The organism is Streptomyces sp. NPDC055955, from assembly GCF_042270245.1.
GTDB lineage: Bacteria > Actinomycetota > Actinomycetes > Streptomycetales > Streptomycetaceae > Streptomyces.
On the sequence record NZ_JBHJYS010000036.1, the window covers coordinates 19,512 to 39,150 of the forward strand.

The 19,639-nt window shown below is 72.6% G+C and carries 18 protein-coding genes; 8 read left to right on the forward strand and 10 right to left on the reverse strand.

The features are described from left to right. Positions 1 to 12 precede the first annotated feature (12 nt). Together ACFC96_RS42970 and ACFC96_RS42975 are read left to right on the forward strand one after the other, a co-directional pair. On the forward strand, positions 13 to 1,584 hold the full coding sequence (locus ACFC96_RS42970) for a hydantoinase/oxoprolinase N-terminal domain-containing protein (protein ID WP_376252315.1): 1,572 nt from the start codon (positions 13 to 15) through the stop codon (positions 1,582 to 1,584). Next, on the forward strand, positions 1,577 to 2,647 hold the full coding sequence (locus ACFC96_RS42975) for a DUF917 domain-containing protein (RefSeq protein WP_376617951.1): 1,071 nt from the start codon (positions 1,577 to 1,579) through the stop codon (positions 2,645 to 2,647). The genes ACFC96_RS42970 and ACFC96_RS42975 overlap by 8 nt, the downstream gene beginning before the upstream one ends. Here ACFC96_RS42975 and ACFC96_RS42980 read toward each other — a convergent pair. From ACFC96_RS42980 to ACFC96_RS43010, 7 genes are all read right to left on the reverse strand, one after another. Beyond that, a complete protein-coding gene (locus tag ACFC96_RS42980) occupies positions 2,626 to 4,962 on the reverse strand; it encodes a penicillin acylase family protein (RefSeq protein ID WP_376617953.1) in 2,337 nt (778 codons plus the stop codon). The two genes, ACFC96_RS42975 and ACFC96_RS42980, sit on opposite strands and share 22 nt — an antisense overlap. Then, entirely contained in the window at positions 4,959 to 6,587 is a 1,629-nt protein-coding gene (locus ACFC96_RS42985) for an amidohydrolase (protein ID WP_376617955.1), read from the reverse strand. The genes ACFC96_RS42980 and ACFC96_RS42985 overlap by 4 nt, the downstream gene beginning before the upstream one ends. Continuing rightward, the gene (locus ACFC96_RS42990) at positions 6,587 to 8,107 is read right to left on the reverse strand and encodes a sodium:solute symporter (protein WP_376617957.1); all 1,521 of its coding nucleotides are present in this window, start codon (positions 8,105 to 8,107) and stop codon (positions 6,587 to 6,589) included. Before ACFC96_RS42990 ends, ACFC96_RS42985 begins: the two co-directional genes overlap by 1 nt. Beyond that, a complete protein-coding gene (locus ACFC96_RS42995) occupies positions 8,104 to 8,427 on the reverse strand; it encodes a DUF3311 domain-containing protein (RefSeq protein ID WP_376617959.1) in 324 nt (107 codons plus the stop codon). Before ACFC96_RS42995 ends, ACFC96_RS42990 begins: the two co-directional genes overlap by 4 nt. 36 nt (positions 8,428 to 8,463) lie before the next feature. Beyond that, positions 8,464 to 8,847 (reverse strand): hypothetical protein, encoded by a 384-nt coding sequence (locus ACFC96_RS43000; RefSeq protein WP_376617961.1) that lies wholly within the window; start codon positions 8,845 to 8,847, stop codon positions 8,464 to 8,466. 265 nt (positions 8,848 to 9,112) lie between these two features. Continuing rightward, entirely contained in the window at positions 9,113 to 9,643 is a 531-nt protein-coding gene (locus tag ACFC96_RS43005) for a MarR family winged helix-turn-helix transcriptional regulator (RefSeq protein ID WP_376617963.1), read from the reverse strand. Further along, on the reverse strand, positions 9,640 to 11,376 hold the full coding sequence (locus tag ACFC96_RS43010; protein WP_376617965.1) for an FUSC family protein: 1,737 nt from the start codon (positions 11,374 to 11,376) through the stop codon (positions 9,640 to 9,642). Before ACFC96_RS43010 ends, ACFC96_RS43005 begins: the two co-directional genes overlap by 4 nt. 206 nt (positions 11,377 to 11,582) lie before the next feature. Between ACFC96_RS43010 and ACFC96_RS43015 the strand changes: the two genes are divergently transcribed. From ACFC96_RS43015 to ACFC96_RS43025, 3 genes are all read left to right on the forward strand, one after another. Beyond that, a complete protein-coding gene (locus ACFC96_RS43015; RefSeq protein WP_376617967.1) occupies positions 11,583 to 12,131 on the forward strand; it encodes a DUF5134 domain-containing protein in 549 nt (182 codons plus the stop codon). A 159-nt stretch (positions 12,132 to 12,290) separates the two neighbouring features. Beyond that, on the forward strand, positions 12,291 to 13,226 hold the full coding sequence (locus tag ACFC96_RS43020; RefSeq protein ID WP_376252290.1) for a M56 family metallopeptidase: 936 nt from the start codon (positions 12,291 to 12,293) through the stop codon (positions 13,224 to 13,226). Positions 13,227 to 13,299: 73 nt separating this feature from the next. Next, entirely contained in the window at positions 13,300 to 13,974 is a 675-nt protein-coding gene (locus ACFC96_RS43025) for a phosphatase PAP2 family protein (RefSeq protein WP_376617969.1), read from the forward strand. 139 nt (positions 13,975 to 14,113) lie between these two features. Here the strand turns inward: ACFC96_RS43025 and ACFC96_RS43030 are convergent, their stop codons facing one another. Continuing rightward, entirely contained in the window at positions 14,114 to 14,359 is a 246-nt protein-coding gene (locus tag ACFC96_RS43030; RefSeq protein WP_376252284.1) for a DUF2630 family protein, read from the reverse strand. A 56-nt stretch (positions 14,360 to 14,415) separates the two neighbouring features. Next, positions 14,416 to 14,973 (reverse strand): GNAT family N-acetyltransferase, encoded by a 558-nt coding sequence (locus ACFC96_RS43035; RefSeq protein WP_376252281.1) that lies wholly within the window; start codon positions 14,971 to 14,973, stop codon positions 14,416 to 14,418. A gap of 259 nt (positions 14,974 to 15,232) precedes the next feature. On the opposite strand from ACFC96_RS43035, the gene ACFC96_RS43040 reads away from it, so the two are divergent. Beyond that, positions 15,233 to 15,928, forward strand: coding sequence for a TetR/AcrR family transcriptional regulator (locus ACFC96_RS43040; RefSeq protein WP_376617971.1), 696 nt, complete (start codon positions 15,233 to 15,235; stop codon positions 15,926 to 15,928). On the opposite strand, the gene ACFC96_RS43045 is transcribed toward ACFC96_RS43040, so the two are convergent. Continuing rightward, positions 15,916 to 17,418: an LVIVD repeat-containing protein gene (locus tag ACFC96_RS43045; protein ID WP_376252275.1), complete on the reverse strand. Its 1,503-nt coding sequence runs from the start codon at positions 17,416 to 17,418 to the stop codon at positions 15,916 to 15,918. The genes ACFC96_RS43040 and ACFC96_RS43045 overlap by 13 nt on opposite strands. A gap of 116 nt (positions 17,419 to 17,534) precedes the next feature. Between ACFC96_RS43045 and ACFC96_RS43050 the strand changes: the two genes are divergently transcribed. Both ACFC96_RS43050 and ACFC96_RS43055 read left to right on the forward strand, forming a co-directional pair. Next, positions 17,535 to 18,179 (forward strand): DUF305 domain-containing protein, encoded by a 645-nt coding sequence (locus tag ACFC96_RS43050; protein WP_376252273.1) that lies wholly within the window; start codon positions 17,535 to 17,537, stop codon positions 18,177 to 18,179. A gap of 95 nt (positions 18,180 to 18,274) precedes the next feature. Beyond that, positions 18,275 to 19,624, forward strand: coding sequence for an FAD-dependent oxidoreductase (locus tag ACFC96_RS43055; RefSeq protein ID WP_376617973.1), 1,350 nt, complete (start codon positions 18,275 to 18,277; stop codon positions 19,622 to 19,624). Positions 19,625 to 19,639: the final 15 nt, after the last annotated feature.

Genomic DNA, 19,639 nt, shown 5'->3' on the forward strand with positions numbered 1-19,639 from the left:
GGAAGCCACCACATGCGCATCGGCATCGACGTCGGAGGAACCAATACCGACGCCGCCCTGCTCGGGGACGACGACCGAGTCCTCGCGGCGGCCAAGTCGCCGACGACGCCGGACATCACGTCCGGGGTCACGGCGGCGGTCCGGGCCCTCGACCCGCCCGTCGAGTCCATCACCGCGGTGATGATCGGCACGACCCACTTCCTCAACGCCCTCATCGAGGGCGCCCGGCTGGCGCCCGTCGCCGCCGTGCGCCTCGGCCTGCCGGCGACGGCGGCCCTGCCGCCGATGACGGACTGGCCCGACCGGCAGCGGGCCGCGGTCGGCGGGCACGGCTATCTGTGCCACGGCGGCCGCGAGTTCGACGGCCGGGTGCTGTCCCCTCTCGACCCGGACGAGCTGAAGCGGACCGCCGCGGACATCGCCGCGCGCGGGATCGGATCCGTGGCCGTCTCCTCGGTGTTCTCACCGGTCGCCGAGGACGACGAGCGGCGCGCCGCGGAGATTCTGCGCGGCGAGCTGGGCGACGGCGTGCACTTCTCGCTCTCGCACGAGCTCGGCCGGATCGGCCTGCTCGCCCGTGAGAACGCCACGATCATCAACGCGGCGCTGCGGGACCTGGCGACGGTCATCGTCGAGTCGTTCGGCAAGGCGCTCGCGGAGGTGTCGATCACGGCGCCGTTCTTCCTGTCGCAGAACGACGGGACGCTGATGGACGTGGACTTCGCGCGTACGTATCCGGTGGCGACGTTCGCGTCGGGCCCCACCAACTCCATGCGCGGCGCGGCCTTCCTGTCCGGACTCGGGGACTGCGCGGTGGTCGACGTGGGCGGCACGACCGCGGACGTGGGCATCCTCGCGGGCGGCTTCCCGCGTGAGGCCGCGGGCGAGAGCGAGGCGGCGGGCATCCGCACCAACTTCCGTATCCCCGACGTCCTTTCGCTCGGCATCGGCGGCGGTTCGCTGGTGTCGCCGGACGGCGAGACCGGGCCCCGGTCGGTCGGCTACCGGCTGACGGAGGAGGCGCTCGTCTTCGGCGGCACGACACTGACGGCGACGGACCTGGCAGTGGCCGCCGGTCGCGCGGACGTCGGGGACGCGGCTCGGGTCGCGCACCTCGACACGGGCTTCGTGACGCACGCCCTGGACCGGATCGCCGACCGGCTCGCGGAGAGCGTCGACCGGATGCGGACCTCGGCCGCCCCGCTGCCCGTGGTGGCCGTCGGAGGCGGTTCGATCCTGGTGCCCGAGTCGCTGCCCGGCTTCGACGACGTACGACGGCCCGGCAACTTCGGCGTCGCGAACGCGGTCGGCGCGGCCATCGCGCAGGTCGGCGGCGAGGTCGACCGGGTCTTCCACATCCCCGAAGGGCGCAGGGACTCGGTGCTCGCCGAGGCGCGCGACGAAGCCGTGGGACGGGCCGAGGACGCGGGCGCGCGGCCCGGCACCGTACACGTCGTGGACATCGAGGAGGTGCCACTCGCGTATCTGCCGGGTGGCGCGACCCGGATACGCGTCAAGGCGGTCGGCGCCCTCGACCTGCACCGCATCGGAACCCAGCAGCACGGAGCGACGGCACATGCGTGAGATCGACCTGGACAACCTCGACGACATCGCCCGCGGCGCCGGCATCCTCGGCACCGGCGGGGGCGGCGACCCGTACATCGGCAAACTCCTGGCACGGGAGGCCATCCGCAAGCACGGCCCGGTGCGGGTCGTCGACATCGACGAGGTGGCGCCGGACGCGACCGTCGTGCCGGTGTCGGGGATGGGGGCGCCGACCGTCCTCCTGGAGCGGGTCCCGAACGGCGGCGAGGAACTGGCCGCCCTGCGGGCGCTGGAGAAGCACATCGGGCGGCCCGCCACGCACATCGCGCCCATCGAGGTCGGCGGCGTCAACTCCATGCTGCCCATCGCGTGCGCCGCGCAGGCGGGCCTCCCGATCGTGGACGGCGACGCGATGGGGCGGGCCTTCCCCGAGGCGCAGATGGTGCTGCCGGGCCTGATCGGCGTGACCAACTCGCCGATGGCGCTCGCGGACGACAAGGGCAACACGATCATCGTGGAGGCCGTCGACAACCACGCGGCCGAACGGATCGCGCGCGCCGTGTGCGTGGAGCTCGGCTGCCAGATCTCGGCCGCGGACACGGTGCTGCGCGGTGACCAGCTCGCCGACGGCCTCGTGCCCGCGACACTGACCCTGGCACAGCGGCTCGGCGCGGCGGTGCGCGAGGCGCGGGCCGCGCACAGCGACCCGGTGGCCGCGGCCCGCGCCATGCTCGCCGGCGTCCATCTGCTGACCGGCAAGGTCGTCGACGTGAGCCGGCGGACCGAGGGCGGCTTCGCGCGGGGCCGGGCCCGCATCGAGGGCATCGCCGACGAGACGGGCCAGGTGCTCGAACTCGACTTCCAGAACGAGCACTTGCTGGCCACGCGTGACGGCGTGACCGTCGCCACGACGCCCGACCTGATCTGTGTCCTGGACAGCGAGTCGGGCGATCCGGTGACCACCGAGGGGCTGCGCTACGGGCTGCGCGTCAGCGTGCTGGCCGCGCGTTGCGACCCCCGGTGGACCTCGCCGGGCGGCCTGGCGCTGGCCGGGCCGCGGTACTTCGGGTACGACGTCGACTATCTGCCGTTCGACTCCTGATCGGTGGCCGGTGCGGGCGGTCGCAGGGTGATCGTCCGCGCCGTGTGCTTCTCCACCTGCTCGCGGCTGTAGAGGAGCGGGAAGGAGCCGTCGGCGGCCCAGGTGGCGAACAGGTCGCTGTAGTGCTCACTGTCCGGATTCCCCGACTGGCCGGGCGAGTTCATGGCCACCGAGTCGTCCCAGGAGCCGACGTCGACGACCAGCCGGAAGGTGGCGCCCGTCGTCTGGCGGAAGTCGGGGCCGTACGGCGCGACGCCCACCGTGTCCGCGCTGCCGCCGCGCGGGGCGGGACCGACGGACGCCCACGGCGGCTGCGGTCCGTCGTGGAGCGCGGTCACCGGGTGGTACACGCGGGCGTGGTGGAGCGCGCCCCAGGTCCATGCGGCGGGGTCGGGGCCGAGCAGTGCGCTGAGTTCGCCGGCCGCGGCCGACAGGGTGGCGAGCAGGCTGCCGGGGTCGAGGCGCGTCTCGGCGCCGGTGAGCAGATCCAGGTCGACGCGAGGGTCGGAGGCCGGGTCGTCGGGCGGCAGGATCCGGGCGAGGGCCGCCGCGCGTTCGGCCTCGGGGGCGACGTCGCGCAGCGCCTCGGCGAAGACGGCCGGGCGCAGATGGCGGCGATACCAGATCTCGAAGAGCGCGGCGGCCGCCGATTCGGCCGTGACGTCGGCGTCCCACTCGCGCAGCAGGCCGATGGCCCGCTCCGACAGCGGGTCGTCGCCGGTCAGTCCGGCGAGCAGCGGCAGGATGCGGCGTGCGGGCAGGCTGACGGTGTCGGTCTGGAGCCGTACGCAGTCTTCGACGGTCCAGTCGGCGCGCGCGTCGAGCTCCTCGGCGATGCGGTGGTGGCGGGTGGGGGCGTACCAGTCGTACGTGACCGTGTCGCGGTCGTTGGGGTAGCCGGGCGGCAGGTTCATCTGGTTGGCGGTGGCGAACCAGCCCTGGTCCGGGTCGCGTTCGGCGGGCAGCGCGTCGGCGTCGAGGAAGCCGTCCCATTCGTAGCGGCCGTCACCGGGCACGGGCAGAGTGCCGTCCCAGTTCGGGCGGACCGGGACGCGGCCCGCGGGGCGCCAGCCGACGGTGCCGTCGGGCGCCGCGTACACCTGGTTCTCGCCGGGCGCACCCCAGCGACGCAGCGCCGCGAGGAACGCGTCGGGGCCTTCGGCGCGCATGTAGCCGGTGCTGCCGAGGTAGGGCGCCATGCCGGGGCCGAGCCAGGCGGCGCGCACGGCGAACGCGGCGTCCCGCGTGGGGTGTTCGTGGATGACGGGGCCGTGCCGGGTGAACCACAGCTCCACCTCGACCGGCTCCCCGTCCTTGACCGGGACGGTCTCGGTCACGCGGGTCATCGCTTCCCAGCGGCCTTCGTAGCGGTAGGCGCGCGGGTGGTCGGGGTCGGTCTCGTAGACGTACAGGTCCTCCTGGTCGATCGGAAAGATCGTGAAGCCGAACGCGATGTTCCCGTTGTGGCCGATGGAGAGGCCGGGCAGGGCGGGCTCGCCCGCGCCGATGACGTCGATGCCGGGTGCGGTCAGGTGCGCGATGTAGCGCAGGGCGGGCAGGGTGACCGCGCGGTGCGGGTCGTTGGCGAGGATGGGGCGGCCGGTGGCGGTCCTGGAGGGCGCGAGCACCCAGTTGTTGGAGCCGTCGATGCCCTGGAGGGCGGCGGCGTCCGGCCAGGGCGGGACCGTCGCGAGGTCGTACACGCGCAGGACGTCGTCCGGGATGACGCTCAGGTCGAGGCCCTCGGGGACGGTGAGGTGGTGCGGGGCGGGTTCGCGGCGCCGGCGCAGATTCTCGACGCCGGCGCCGTGATCGCGCAGGGTGAGGGCGCGGGCTACCTCGTCGTGGAGGTTGTACTGGAGGCCGTGGCTGCGGATCCGGGCGACGTCCGAGGGGTCCCAGTAGGCCGGTTCGTGACCCGGCGTGGCGAATTCCGGCGGGAGTCGGGAGGGGTCGCTGCGGCACAGGGACACGTAGGCGTTGATGCCGTTCACGAACGCCGTGGTGATCCGTTCGGTGTCCTCGCCGTACGCGCTCCACTCCTCGGCCATGTCGCCCCGGTAGAGGAACAGGCGGGCGGCGCGGTCGTGTTCGACGTACCGCGCGCCGAACACCTCGGACAGCAGACCGAGTCCGCGCCGCCGCCACAGGTCGAGCTGGAACAGGCGGTCGCGGGCCGCGTTGAAGCCCTGCGCCAGGAACAGGTCGTCCTGGGAGCCCGCGTAGAGGTGGGGCACGCCCCACCGGTCGACGAGGATCTCGACGGGTTCGGCGAGGCCGGGGATCTCGAAGCCGTTCGCTGCTTGCGCGTTCACCGGTGCGCCTCCCCCGACGCCGCGTACACCTGGTCGCCGCCCACGTATGTCGCCCTGACCGGGATCGACGCGATGCCGTGCGGGTCGGCCGTCAGGGGATTGTCGCCGAGGGCCACGAAGTCCGCCAACCGGCCGGGAGCCAGACGGCCCTTGTACGCCTGTGTGCCCTCCGCCTCCGCCGAGCCGAGCGTGAAGATGCGCAGCGCCTCCTCTGCCGAGACGCGCTGTCCGGGGCCGGCCGCGGCGCCGTCGTCCATTCCCTCGCGGGTGACCATCGACTGGAGGCCGATGAGCGGCTGATAGGGGCCGCAGGGGTAGTCGGACGAGCCGGCGACGGTGACACCCGCGTCGAGGAAGGAGCGGTGCGCGAACATGCGGCCTACGCGTTCGGCGCCGTACCAGTCGTTGAGTGCGCCGCCGTGGTACGCGGCGTATCCGGCGAACGGGACGGCGATGGCGTCGAGTGCCTTCATCCGGGCGAGGATCCCGTCGTCGACGAGGCTGCAGTGCTCGATGCGGTGGCGCAGGCCGGGGCGCGGCAGGTCGCGGGCGGCCTGTTCGAAGGCGTCGAGGACGAGGCGGATCGCGGCGTCGCCGTTGGCGTGCACGCCGACACGGTTGCCGTCGCCGTGGACGGTGCGGACGTGGGCGAAGAGCTCCTCGGTCGAGGTGGTCTGCAGGCCGTGTCCGCCGTGGTCCGCGAACGGCTCGCTGAGCAGGCAGGTGCGGCCGCCCACCGCGCCGTCGAGGAACGCCTTCACACCGACGAGGCGCAGCTGGTCGTCGCCGAAGCCGCTGCCGACGCCGAGTGCGCGTGCCTTCTCGTAGTGGTCGACGGACAGGAGCATTCCGACCCGCAGACTCAACTTGCCTTCGGAGCGGGTGCGTTGGAGGAGCGTGATGTCCTCGGGGGCGACGAGCGCGTCGCAGACCGAGGTGAGCCCGGCGGCGTGCCACAGCTCCTGGGCGCGCACGAGTCCGCGCAGCTTGTCGTCCTGCGAGCTCGCTTCCACGGTGGTGGCGCCTCGGGCGGTGGCCGGGTAGACGACGTTCATCAGGGCCCGTTCGACGAGCCGTCCGTCGAGGCGGCCGTCGGGTCCGCGGCCGTATGCGCCGCCGTCCGGGTCGGGTGTGTCCTCGTCGATGCCGAGGGCGCGCAGGGCCGCGGAGTTGACGACGCCCCAGTGCCCGGCGACGTGCACGACGAGTGCCGGGTGGCCGGGGGCGGCCCGGTCGAGTTCCGTGCGGGTGAGGCGGCCCGTCTTGACGTCGTCGTAGCGGCTGCCGCGCACCCAGGCGCCGGGGGGTGTGCGGGCGGCTTCGGCGGTGACGGTCGCGAGAAGGTCGTCGACGTCGTGCACGGCCGCGGCGGACAGGTCGAGGTGGAGGAGGTCCTCGGCCGTCATCATCAGGTGGATGTGGGCGTCGTTCAGGCCGGGGACGAGGGTGGCGTCGCCGTGGTCGGTCTCGGGCGCGCCGGGGAAGCGGTCGCGCAGCTCGGCCACGGTGCCGGTGGCGCGGATCCTGCCGTCGGCGACGGCGATCATCTCGGGCTCGGGGCCCGCGCCGCTCTGGCTGACGATGCGGGCGGCGCGGTGGAGGACGGGCGCGGTCTCGTCGATCATCAGGACTCCTTCGCCGGTGCCGCCGAGGCGGCCGGGGCGGTGGGCCGTTGCGGGGCATGGGCGCTCGGGGCCGGTGTGGCGCGCGTGACCGCGAACGTCACCACGAGGTTCGCGGCCAGCGCGAGGATGCCGCCGTTGATCCCGTGCCACGGGTCGTTGTCGGTGGCCCACAGGGCCGTCATCACGGCGAGCCCGGTGAGCATGCCGCAGATCCCGGCGCGTGCCGTCATCCGCCGCCAGAACAAGGAGAGCAGCACGACAGGGACGAGCTGGGCCAGGCCCTCGTACGACAGGACGGACAGCTGGACGAGCGTGTTGGGGTAGAAGAGGCTGCCGCCGAGCGCGATCAGGCCGGCGAGGACGCAGACCGCCTGGGAGAGGCGCTTGGTGCGCAGGTCGTGGTCGTGGGTGACGTCCGGCCGGGGGTGGCACGGGTCGGAACCGTTGCCGCCGCCGAGGACGGTCTTGCCCCACAAGGTGCCGATGGACAGCATGAAGACGCTCATCGGCACGATCGCCGACAGGGCGCCCGCGACGCCGATGACGGCCACGACGGGCGACGGCAGCGAGTCGGTGACCAGGCTGAACAGGGCGAGGTCGGGATTGCCGAGGGTCGGCAGCACGAACAGGGCCGTGGCGCCGACCATCATCGGCACGAACAGGAGCAGCTGGTACCAGGGCAGCAGGAGGGCGTTGCGCCGCAGCGCGTTGGGGCTCTTCGCGCTGAGGTAACCGGCCACGGTGGTCGGGAAGATGGTGATGGTGACGGCGTTCAGGACGACGGTGCTGAGGAACCACGCGGCGTTGCGCCCGCCGGAGGCGTGCCCGGGGAACGTGAGCCACTCGGGCTTCTCGGTGACCATGCGCTGCATGAAGTCGGAGAATCCGCCGAGGTAGTGCAGGGGGATGTAGACCGCGAGGAAGACGACCGCGAGGATCACCAGGACGTCCTTGAGCGCGCTCACCCAGGCGGAGCCGCGCAGCCCCGACACGAGGATGAACACCTCGGCGACGACGAACGAGATCACGGCGGCGACGTGCAGGTCGACGCTCCCGTACGTCATCGCGTTGACGACGACACCCATGCCCTGGATCTGCACCTGGATGTACGGAACGAGGAACACGGTCCCGACGACCGCGACGAGGATCCCCAACGGCCTGGAGCGGAAACGGAATTCGGCGATGTCGGCGATCGAGATGAGGCGGTGCCGCGAGGCGTACGTCCACAGCGCGGGGCCGACGACGTAGGCGACGGCGAAGCCGACGGTGAGGTAGGCGACGAGGTAGAGGATCGGGGCGCCGAAGGAGTACGACCAGCCGGCGGTCCCCAGGAACGAGAAGCTGGTGTACGTCTCGCCGGCCATCAGGAGCCAGATGAACATGACGCCGAGGCCCCGGCTGGACACGGACCACTCGGTGAGGCCCTTGGACCGGCCGCGCGCGCTGAGCACGCCGATCAGGATGGTGGCGACCATGGCCAGGCCGAACACGGTCGTCGCGACGGCTGCGGAGCCGCTCATCGGGCGCCTCCCTCGTCGGCTGGCACGGGTTCGACGGCTGCGGTGCGGTACGCCGGGTCGAAGCGGGCGACGAGCCATATGGCGACGGGGCTGATGACCGTGGCCGCGATGACCCAGGCCAGCAGGAACGGGACGCCCAGGATGCGGGGTTCGATGCGGTTGGCGACGAAGGGCGCGGCGCCGTAGAGGACGACGGGCACGAGCAGCATCCAGAGGGAGCGGCGGGCCCGGCCGCCGAGGGTGGGGAGTCCTTCGAGGGGATCGGCCTGGCTCGGGTCCGGCTCCGGGGAGCGGCCGACGGCTTCGCCTGTGGGGGACATGGAATTCCTTGGGGAGGGGGGAAGGCGGCGGGTTGTTCAGAGCGCGAGGTCGTAGCGGCAGGCGACCGTGGTCCAGTCGCCGCCGGCGGTCAGGGCGGTGGGGCCGTCCCCGCCGCCGCTCCCGACCACCGCCACGGCGCCGGGCCGCCCGGGGACGGCTTCCAGCACCTCGTACGTGCGGCCGAAGTCCGTGATGAGCCGGACGAGTTCGACTGCGGGACGCTCCACGTCGGTCGCTCCCGCGGTGTTGTCGGTACGCGGCCGGACGGGTTCCTGGGTGAGGGCGACCGCCGCCTCGGTGTCGGCCCCGGGAACGGACAGGGCTGTCGAGCGGCAACACATGGAACCTCCAAGTCGGTCGGCCACGATGCCCGTCGACTGGTCAGACCAGTTGATCCCGCACTCTGCCCCCACGCTCACGCCCGGGTCAATGGTCGGATCATGGATTTACTCCGGCACAACCGCCCGACGCGGAGCAGAACATGGCGCCACGACGGCGACATCTGTTGCAGATCTCTTCCAGATCTCTTCCAGCCGGTGAGGCCGGTCCGCGCCTACCGGCGGTCGGCCCAGCAGATCGAGGAACGCATCCTCGGCGACGACCGGACGGGGCCCTCAGCAGGGATTCCACCGGGCCGGGCGCACGGCTGGGCCGATCCGGGCCGCGCCACATCGAGCCCCGGGATCAGGCGCGCGGACCGCCCGGGCGCCCCTCGAGCTGACCGAGCAACTCACCGAGCAGGACACTGAGTTGCCTCTGTCCGGCGTCACCGAGGCCGGACAGCACCGTCTTCTCGTACGCGAGCTGGTCGGGCAGAGTCGCGTCGACCAGGTCACGGCCGGCGTCGGTCAGGCTGAGGTGGGAGACGCGCCGGTCGCGGGTGTCGCCACGCCGGTCGACCAGACCGCGCTCCTGGAGCTGCTTGAGCCGCTTGGTGACGGCGGCGCCCGAGGAGAACGTCTCCCGCGCGAGGTCACCCGGGGTGAGTTCGTGGCCGGTACGGCGCAGCGCGCCGAGCAGGTCGAACTCGGCGCGGGTCAGCCCGGCGCGGCGCAGCGGCGCGTCCTCGGCCTGCTGGAGGAGGGCGGCGCAGCGGTTGATCCGCCCGATGACCTCCATGGGCCCGGTGTCGATGTCGGGGCGGACCGTCTGCCACTGCCGCACCACCGCGGCGACGGTGTCGTCCGCCGCAGCCCTGCCGTTGCGTGTCGTCATGCTCGCGTGTTCTCCCGGGCGTCCGTGCCGCCCCTGTGCTCGTCGGTCTCCTGGACGGTCCGCCGCGTCCGGCGTCGGACCGTCGCCGCGAGCGTACGGTGTCCGGCCTGCTCGGCGGCGACCACACGCTCCTCGGGCAGGGCGCGCTGCCACCATTCGCCCGCCGCGGTGTCGTCGGCGGCACGCAGTTCGACGAGGGCGGCGGCGAGCCTGCGGTGCGCGGTCTCCAGGTCGCCGGGCTCGGGACGCGGGGCGGCGAGGGTGCGCTCCGCGGCCTCGCGGGCGCGGTCGGTCGCTTCGAGGGCGAGCTCGATGTGGTCGGCGGCGCGCCGGTTGGTGACGATCACGGCGGCGACGATGCCGAGCAGTGCCCCGACAAGGGTGTCCACGACCCGGTCCGTGATGAGCTCGCCGGCCTCCTGCGTCCTGGCGAATTCGGTGATCAGCAGTGCCATGGGGGTCACGCAGACGCTGCCGAGCCAGTAGTTGCGGGAGATGAACGCCTCGGCGCCGAAGCTGAAGAGCAGACAGAACAGGACGACGAAGATCTGTCCCGCGTGGGCGAGGGGCACGACCGCGGCGAAGACGAGCACTCCGGCGAGGTTGCCGGCCACGCGCTGCACGGTGCGGTTCCAGGTGAGGGTGACGTTGGCCTGGTAGAGCGAGGCGGCGGTGACCAGGGCCCAGTACGGGCGGCCGACGCCGAGGGCGAGGGACCCGTATCCGGCGAGGGCGCAGCCGACGGCGGTGCGCAGGGCGACCGGCAGGAGGGGCGAGCCGGGGGCGAGCCTGCGCCACACCGACGGCTTGCCGAAGGCGAGTTCGGCCTCGATGCCGAGGACTTCGTCGTCGACTTCGTCTTCATCGGTGTGGGCGTGGCCGACGCGGGGGACGGGGCCTGTGCCGCTCAGGCCGGCGGCCCAGGCGCGCAGGAGCGCCGGGTCGGTGTCGGCGGGGGCGGCGAGGGCGACCTCGGCGCGCACGACGAGGCGCTCCAGGGCCCGACGGGTGTCGCCGCGGCCGCCGGCGGCGAGGAGGGACTGCCAGGCGGCGTGGACGGCGGCGGCAGCGCCGGCCCTGGCCCGCTCGCGCGCGCCGCCCTCGGAGCTCACGTACGCGGCGGCCGCGTTCAGTGCGCGGGCGGTGGCGCGCCGTTCCGGGCCGTGCGGGCGTACGAGGGCGGGGGCCATGCCGACGAGCCAGGCCACGGCGCCCGCACCGGCGGTCAGGGCGAGGTGGCCGGGTATCTGTCCCAGGGTCTGCGGGGCGAAGAGGCTCGCGGAACTGATGAAGGTGAGGATCAGGTGGCCGGGCGGTCCGATGCGGGTCGCGTCGCACAGGGTCTTCTGGGCCGCGGCGAGGAGCGCGCCGACCGCCACGAGCACGGCAGCCGACGAGGTGAGCGAGGCCGTGAGCAGGGCCACGGCGAGGCTCGCGAGCATGCCGAGGACGACCCAGGCGAGGGCACGGGCGCGCGCCGCGTACGGCAGGTTGTGGGCGTAGAGGGCGCACAGTGACCCGGCCATCGTGTACATCGCGAGGTCGAGGCGGCCGAGGGCGAGCAGCGTCAGGTTCGGCACCGCCGCGGACACGACGACGCTCGTCGCGGGCTTGAACCAGATGTCGGACGGCTTGTTGAGGCGCAGCACCCCCGCGAGCGGGAGCCGCCGCACCGGCCGCGGCCTGGAGGGGGTCGGTGTGGGGGCCGCTGTGGGGGTCTGCGCGCTGCTCATAGAGAGAAGTTTAGCAAGTGTTTTACTCGAAAACTATTTCCCCTCGCCACACACGCCCTGCCTGGCCGCCAGGCCCCCACCGCGCACCACCCGCGCACGGGCGCACCGCCGCACACACTCAGTGCTTCCCTGCGCTCGATTGCACCCCGCCCCGCACGGGCATCTCGTCCCCGACGCGGTACGGCGTCCGACTGGGGGAGGTTCGCGTGCACGGACCGGGCTCGGCCGCCTGGCTGCTCGTCGCGCTGTGCGCGGCGACGGGGGCGTACTGCCTGCTGCGGATGCGCAGCGGAGTCGAGGAGCAGCGCCGGACAGCGGGCGGCGAGGCCCTCATGGGGTTCGGCATGGCGCTCATGGCGACACCCGCCGCGGTGATCACGCCGCCGCGCGCCGCCTGGGTCCTGTACGCGGTCGTGTTCGGGGCGGCGGCGCTGCGGGCGCTGTGGGCGTCCCGTTCGAGCGCGCACCACCTGCACCACCTGGTCGGCACCTTCGCCATGGCGTACATGGCGGTGGGGATGGCCGCGGCGCCGAGCGGGCACGCCGGCCACGGAGGGGCGGGCGCGCCGCCGGTGACCGGAGTGCTCCTGCTCTATTTCGCGGGGTACGTGCTGTGGTCGGGGGCGCGGCTGGTGCCGGTGGCGACGGCCGGGGGCGGACCGCCGGCGTCCGGGTGGGGGGACCGCCCGGAGCTGGCGCGGGCCTGCCGCCTCTCGATGGGCATCGGGATGGTCGCGATGCTCCTGACCATGTAGGGGCGGCGGCAGGCCGTGAAGGCGCCCGCGCGAGCCCGCACGGACAGAGGGCCGGGGAAACTGCTCCATTGCGGACAACTGCCCGCTCAAAACCGTGGCGTACGTCACTTGACGCGACAGCCCGTACCCTCCGGTAGTCCCGGCTCATAGGCTGAGGCCATGACGGTCCCCGTAGCACTGCTGCTGCTCGGCACCCTCGCCGCTGTCGTCGCCCCGCGCCTGCTGGCGCGGGCCGAATGGCCGGAGCGCGAGCCGGTGGTCGCCCTGTGGGTGTGGCAGTGCGTGGTGGCCGGAGTCCTTCTGTGCTGCGCGCTGTCGATGACGCTGAGTGCGGCCGCCGCCTGGCAGGCCGTCCGCGGCCATGTGTTCGCGTCCGCCCCGCACGCCGTCGTCGACGCGTACGCGCTGCGGGCGGCCGGCGGATGGGCGGCGACGCTGGCCGTGACGCTCGCGCTCGGCGGACTGTGGACCGCGGCGATGCTGGCCCGGGAGATCTTCCGGTCGCGGGCCAGGCGCAGGCGGCGGCACGCCGAACTCCTGGTGCGTTCCCCGCTGTTGCCGGGCGAGGAGCCGGGCAGTGACCGACTCGTCGTCCTCGAAGGCGAACGCCCCGACGCCTGGTGGCTGCCGGGCGCCGCACCCCAACTGGTCATCACGACGGCCGCCCTGCGCCGCCTCAAGGGCCGACAGCTGGACGCGGTCCTCGCGCACGAGATGGGCCACGCGCAGTGGCGGCACGACTGGCTGCTGCACTGCTCAGGGGCGCTGGCCACGGGCTTCCCGCAGGTTCCGGTCTTCGCCGCGTTCCGCGACGAGATGCACCGGCTCGTCGAACTGGCCGCCGACGACATGGCGTCGCGCCGCTTCGGGCGGCTGACCATCGCCCTCGCCCTGGTCGAACTCAACGAGGACCGCGGGGTGTTCGGCCCCTGCCCGACACCGCAGGCCCATGTGCCGCAGCGCGTGCACCGGTTGCTGACCCCGCCGCGGCGGCTCACCCCGGCCCGGCGTCTGCGCCTGACCGCGGCGGCCGCCCTCGTACCGGTGGTGCCGCTCCTGGTGACCTTCGTGCCGGGCCTGCGCGCGCTGGGCTGACCGGCGGCCCGGGCCGGACGCGTCCGCTCCGCCTGATGGCCACCGGCGCGGTCCATGGGTGAGGATCTCCCCCATGCACCCGGCACCGGTCGACTCCCCGCCCCGCCCCCGGCATCCGCGGCTCACGCGCGCGACGGCGGTACTGGCCGCTCTCAGCGCGCTGCTGCTGATCGCGGTGGCAACGCGCTGGGAACCACTGATGACACTGGACGGCGAGCTGGCGCGCACGGCGCACCGCTGGGCCCTCGACGATCCCGCACTGACGCAGGTGAACCGGGTCCTGACGGACTGGTTCTGGGATCCCTGGACGATGCGCGCCCTGTGCGTCGTGGTCGTCGTCTGGCTCGTATGGAGACACGACGCCTGGTGGCTCGCGGTATGGGTGGCCACCACGTGTGCGGTGGGCACATTGATCCAGCAGGGCCTGAAGGCAGCCGTCGGCCGTGACCGCCCGGTGTGGACGGACCCCGTGGACTCCGCCCATTACGCCGCCTACCCCTCCGGGCACGCGATGACGGCGACGGTGGTGTGGGGCCTGATCCTGTGGCTGCTGCGCCGCTACGGCGCAGGCCGCGTCCTGTGGCGCACGGCGTGCACGCTCGCGGTGGTGTCGGTCGTCGGCGTCGGTCTCACGCGCGTGTGGCTCGGCGTCCACTGGCCCTCGGACGTACTCGGCGGCTGGCTGCTCGGGGCGCTGACGGTGACGGTGTCCGTGACGGCCTACGAGCGGCTCACCGCGAGCAGGTGACCCGTCAGGGGAAGATCGGCAGGGCGAGACAGGCGGGATGTGCCGTCACGGCTGGACGTCACGACCGGACGACACAACCGGACGTACCGACCTGGCGCCACGGCCAGGCCGTCCACATCGGGCCGTCACCGCCGGGCCGTCACGACTGATAGCCCTCGACCTGAGACTCGGGCCTGACCGTCGCCTCGTCGGGGTTCTCGCCGAACTCCGTCTTCGCCCGGCGCTGGCGCAGCAGGTCCCAGCACTGGTCGAGTTCGCGTTCCACGGCCGCGAGGCGCTCGTGCTCGGTCGCCCCGTCGATCTCGCCGGAGGCGAGCGACGCGCGGAGCCGCTTCTCGTCGTCGACCATCGCCGTGATCCGGGCCAGGATCTGCTCTTGGTCCATGTCGGTACGCCTCCTAGCCTGCCTGCCGGTCACCCCTTGCCCACTTTAGGGAGGGTTCACCCGGTGTGCGATCCGGCTCCGGTGGGCACCCAGTACCTCAGCACCCCGTCGTGTTCGCCCGCTTCGTCCCGTACACCGCCGCATGCCTCGATGACGCGCCGGGAGGCGGCGTTGTCCGTGTCGCAGGTGATCAGCGCCGGATCGACGCCCAGGCGCGCGGCGAGCGGGAGAGCGGCACGGAGCATCGCGGTGGCGTGTCCGCGGCGGCGGGCGCTGGGCCGTACGTCGTAGCCGATGTGACCGTCGCGCAGCCACGCCTCGGTGAGTCGGTGGCGGATCGCGAGGCGCCCCAGGTAGGCGTCCCCGTCGACGTACCAGAGGGTCGTGCACTCGACGTCGTACTGCAGGATGCTGCGCGGTCCGTGGGTGAGCCGCATGCGGGCGACGTACTGCGCGAAGACCGCCGGATCCTGCCAGGTGTCCTCGTACGCGCGCAGGCTGAGCCCCGCGGTGGAGTCGTCGTCGGGTCCGCCGTGGCCCTCGGCGCGGGCCTCGTCCATGGCGGCGAGGAAGGAGGCGTGGACGCGGACGTCGGGAGCGATCAGTTGCGGCATCGGGCCAGTGTGCCGCTGAAGGAGTCCGCCGCGGCGGGAATTTCCGGCGCCGGCAGCCGGACCGGAATCCCCTGTCGGGCGGGTGTCCGGACGACACCGACGCCGCCCGGCCACCCGCCCGTCAGGACCGGACGTATCCGACGATCCCCCGCGTCGCCGGATACGCCCAGGAGCCCTGCGCAGAGGTTCGGCAAAGACCCCTCTGTCAGGGACGCGCTGAGTATACTGGCTATGAGCCAGTCAACGCAGGAGTTACAGGATGTCCCCGCGCAGCGCATCGGTCAACGAGGAGTTGCGACGGCGATCCCGCGAGCGGCTTCTGCAGGCGACGGTCGAGCTCGTCGGGGAGCGCGGGTACGACGCGACGACGCTCGGCGACATCGCGGACCGCGCCGGTTCGGCGCGGGGCCTGGTCTCGTACTACTTCCCCGGCAAGCGACAGCTGCTCCAGTCCGCGGTGCACCGCCTGATGCACCGAACGCTGGAAGCGGCGCTGGAGCGCGAGCCGCACACCGAGGACGGGCCGGAGCGGCTGGCACGGGCCGTCGACGCGATCCTCGGCCTCGCCGTCGACCACCCTGTCCTCATGCGGACGCACATGGCGGGGATCCTCCAGGCCGAGGGCTTCGTGGAGTGCCCCGAGCAGCAGCGGCTCGCCGAGCTGTTGCGCGACACCGTCCTGCGGAACGGCTCGCTCAGCGTCGAACGCGACTATCCGCTGCTGCGCTCCCAGCTGATGGGGGCGGTGTTCGCGGCGCTGGTCCCGGGGGCGCCGATGCCGTTGCCGACCCTTCGGGCGGAGCTGTTCGCCCGGTACGGGCTCGCGTGGGAGCTCGGAACCCCGCCGGACGAGGCGGCGCCCGGCGGGAGAAGCCCGGGGGGTGCCCCGGACTTCTCCCAGTACTTCGAGCCCGGGGGTCCCGGGTCCCGGTCGGACGGATCTCAGTCGAAGTAGTCCGGCTGCGTCTGGACGTTCAGCTCGCCCGTGCGGACTCGCTCGGCCGGGTCGGTGCGCCGGTCGCTGAGCTTCAGGACGTCGAAGCCCTTGGCGATGTCGTTCGAGTAGATGTAGCCGTTGTAGTAGTACGCGGACCAGGAACCGCCCACCTGGAGGGTGTCCGTGGTGAGCGGACCGCGCTCGAAGTAGGCGATCTCCTTGGGCTTCGAGGAGTCGGTGAAGTCCCAGACCGAGACGCCGCCCTGGTACCAGGCCTGGACCATGATGTCCTTGCCCTTGACGGGGATCAGCGAGCCGTTGTGGGCCACGCAGTTCTCGGTGTCCGCCTGGTGACGGGGGATCTTGAAGTAGTTCTTGAAGACCAGCTTGCGGTGGTCGCCCTTGCCGACGATGGCGTAGATGCCGTCGGCGCCCCGGTCCGGCCCGACGGCCTCGTTGCAGGTGGCCGCCCCGCCGCCGCCCAGCTCGTCCGTGAAGACGACCTTGTCGGCCTTCTGGTTGAAGGTCGCCGAGTGCCAGAACGAGAAGTTGGTGTTGTCCTCGACCTGGTCGATGACCTTGGGGTTCTCGGGGTCCTTGATGGAGAACAGGATGCCGTCGCCCATGCAGGCGCCGGCGGCCAGGTCCTTCGAGGGCAGGACCGTGATGTCGTGGCAGCCGGTGGTCTTGGAGACGCCCGGGTTGGTGGGCCCGCCCGGATTGCCGCCGCCGTCGGGTCCCTCACCGGGGAACAGGACGGGGAAGTTGACCAGCGCCGCCTTCTCCGGCGCCTTGCGCGGCACCTTGATGACCGAGATCCCGTCGTGCGGCGGCTGGCAGTCCGGGAACGTCGCGCTCGGCGAGTACGACGAGACGTACACGTAGACGTTCTTCTTCTCCGGGACCAGCGTGTGCGTGTGCGAGCCGCAGGCGGTCTCGACGGCTGCGACGTACTTCGGGTTCTTCTTGTCGCTGATGTCGAAGACCTTCATGCCCTCCCAGGAGGACTTCTCCGTGGCGGGCTGCGTGGTGCTGGCACAGGAGTTGTCGCTGCGCGACGAGTCGGTCGACAGGAACAGCAGGTCACCGGAGACGGAGATGTCGTTCTGCGATCCGGGGCACAGGACCTGCGCGACCGTCTTGGGGGCCTTCGGGTTGCTGATGTCGAAGATGCGGAAGCCGTCGTAGTTCCCCGCGAAGGCGTACTTGCCCTGGAACGCGAGGTCCGAGTTGATGCCGGGCAGCACGTCCTTGGGGATGTTGGCGAGATGTTCGATGTTGTCGGAGTGGACGACCTCGTCCTGGGCGGGTATGTCGCCGTTCGCGATCGCCGCCCGGGTGTCGGCCGCCGCGCTCTTCGAGAGCCGCTCGGCCTTGGCCGGGGCGTCGCCCGGGTCGGGGGTCGCCGCCGCCGGACCGGCCATGAGCAGCGCGGCCAGCAGCCCGGCCGCGGTCGCGGCAACTCCCAGCCGTCTGCGGCGCGTTCGGGGCTCGTTCAACAGGGTCACTGCTGCCTCCCTCGTCGATGACTTTCCCGCTTCCCCCGCTCGCGCGGGAGCGGAGCACGGATCCCACGAGTATCGTCTTCATCATGCACAGATCAACAGATGGCAACGTACTCGTCATGAAAGTTGTTCTGCCGTTGACGATCGCGGTCGCCGCACTCGCGCTCGGCGGCTGTGACGCGGCGCCGCACGGAGCAGGCACGGACGCCAACTCCCGCGTCCGGCCCGGGCCTTCGGTGATCGCGCCGGGCAAGCCGGGCGAGGGCGCTGAGACGCTGTCGGCGAAGGACGCGCAGAAGCGCAAGTCGGACGACAGTCCCAACTCGGCCGACTTCAGCTACGCGCAGCTGATGATCGCGCATCACACACAGGCCCTCCGGATGACCGAACTCGCCCCGAAGCGGGCCGAGTCGGGCCAGGTCAAGCGCCTCGCGGAGCGCATCGCCGCGGCGCAGGGCCCGGAGGTCGGAGCCATGGAGGGCTGGCTCAACTCGCACGGCAGAGAACGTGAGAGCGGCGGGCACCACGAGCACGAGGCGATGCCGGGGATGGCGACCGAGGCACAGCTGAAGACGTTGCGCGCGGCGCACGGCGCGGCCTTCGACGAGCTCTTCCTGAAGCTGATGATCACGCACCACACCGGGGCGGTCACCATGGCGACGGACGTGCTGTCCGAGGGGAACAACGTCCAGATCGAGGAGATGGCGAACGACGTCATCGCGCAGCAGACGGCCGAGATAGGGCGCATGCGGAAGATGTCGTGACGCCCGACGGGTGAGCTCCGCGCGCGTCACACCCTCCCGGCCCGGCCCCCTCGGTGTCATGCTGGAAGTCCGTCGGCCTGCGGAAGGAGTCCGCCGTGCTGCGCGTCGCCGTTGTGGGGTCGGGGCCGAGCGGGGTGTACACCGCGCAGAGCCTGGTCCAGCAGGAGCGGGTGCCGGACGTCCACGTGGACGTCCTGGACCGGCTCCCCTGTCCGTACGGCCTGGTGCGCTACGGCGTGGCACCGGACCACGAGAAGATCAAGTCGCTGCAGAACAATCTGCGCGCGGTCCTGGAGCACGAGCGCGTCCGCTTCGTCGGCGGCGTCGAGATCGGCCCCGGCCTGCCGCCCGGCCGACTCCTGCAGATGTATCACGCGGTCGTGTACTGCGTGGGCGCCGCCACCGACCGCCATCTGGGCGTACCGGGCGAGGATCTGCCGGGCAGCTGGTCCGCGACCGACTTCGTCTCCTGGTACAGCGCGCACCCGGACGCGGTGGCCGAGGGGTTCGTCGCGGGAGTGGACTCGGCCGTCGTCATCGGCGTGGGCAACGTCGCCGTGGACGTCACCCGGATCCTGGCCCGCGGCGCGGCCGAGCTGGCGCCCACCGACATGCCGCAGGCGGCGCTCGGCGCGCTGGCCGACAGCCGGGTGCGGGACGTGTACATGGTGGGGCGGCGCGGCCCTTCGCAGGCACGCTTCACGACCAAGGAGCTCCGTGAGCTCGGCACCCTTCCCGGCGTCGAAGTGGTCTTGGATCAGAGCGAGTTGGCGCTCGATCCCGCCTATCTCGACCCGTCGGGGCTGCCGGCGGCGAACCGGCGGAACGTCGAGGTGCTGCGCGGCTGGGCCGAGCGCCCCTCGCCGGGTCTCCCCCGCCGTATCCATCTGCGCTTCTTCCAGCGGCCGGTGGCGCTCCTCGCCGGGGCGGCGGGCCGGGTGTCGGGCGTGCGCTTCGAGCACACCGAGCCGGACGGCTCGGGCGGCGTGCGCGGCACCGGCCGGTTCGACGACATCGACGCGCAGCTCGTCCTGCGGTCGGTGGGTTACCGCGGCGTTCCCCTGCACGGGCTGCCGTTCGACGAGGCCACCGGAACCGTGCCGCATCTCGCGGGGCGCATTGTGCGGGCGGGTGAGGTCTCGCCCGGCGAGTACGTCGCCGGCTGGATCAAGCGCGGCCCGACGGGCGTGATCGGCACCAACCGCCCGTGCGCCAAGGAGACCGCGCAGTCACTGCTCGACGACGCCCCCGCGCTGACCGCCCGGGACGTTCCCGGTGACGCGCTCCGCGGGCTTCGCGCTGCGGGCTGCGCGGCCGTCGAGTGGCCCGGGTGGCTCGCGATCGAGCGGGCCGAGGCGGAACTGGGCCGCTCCCTGGGGCGCGGCCCGGTGAAGATCCCGGACTGGGCGGGCCTGCTGGCGGCGGCCCGCGACGGGACGACGTAGCGCCCGGGCAGCGCC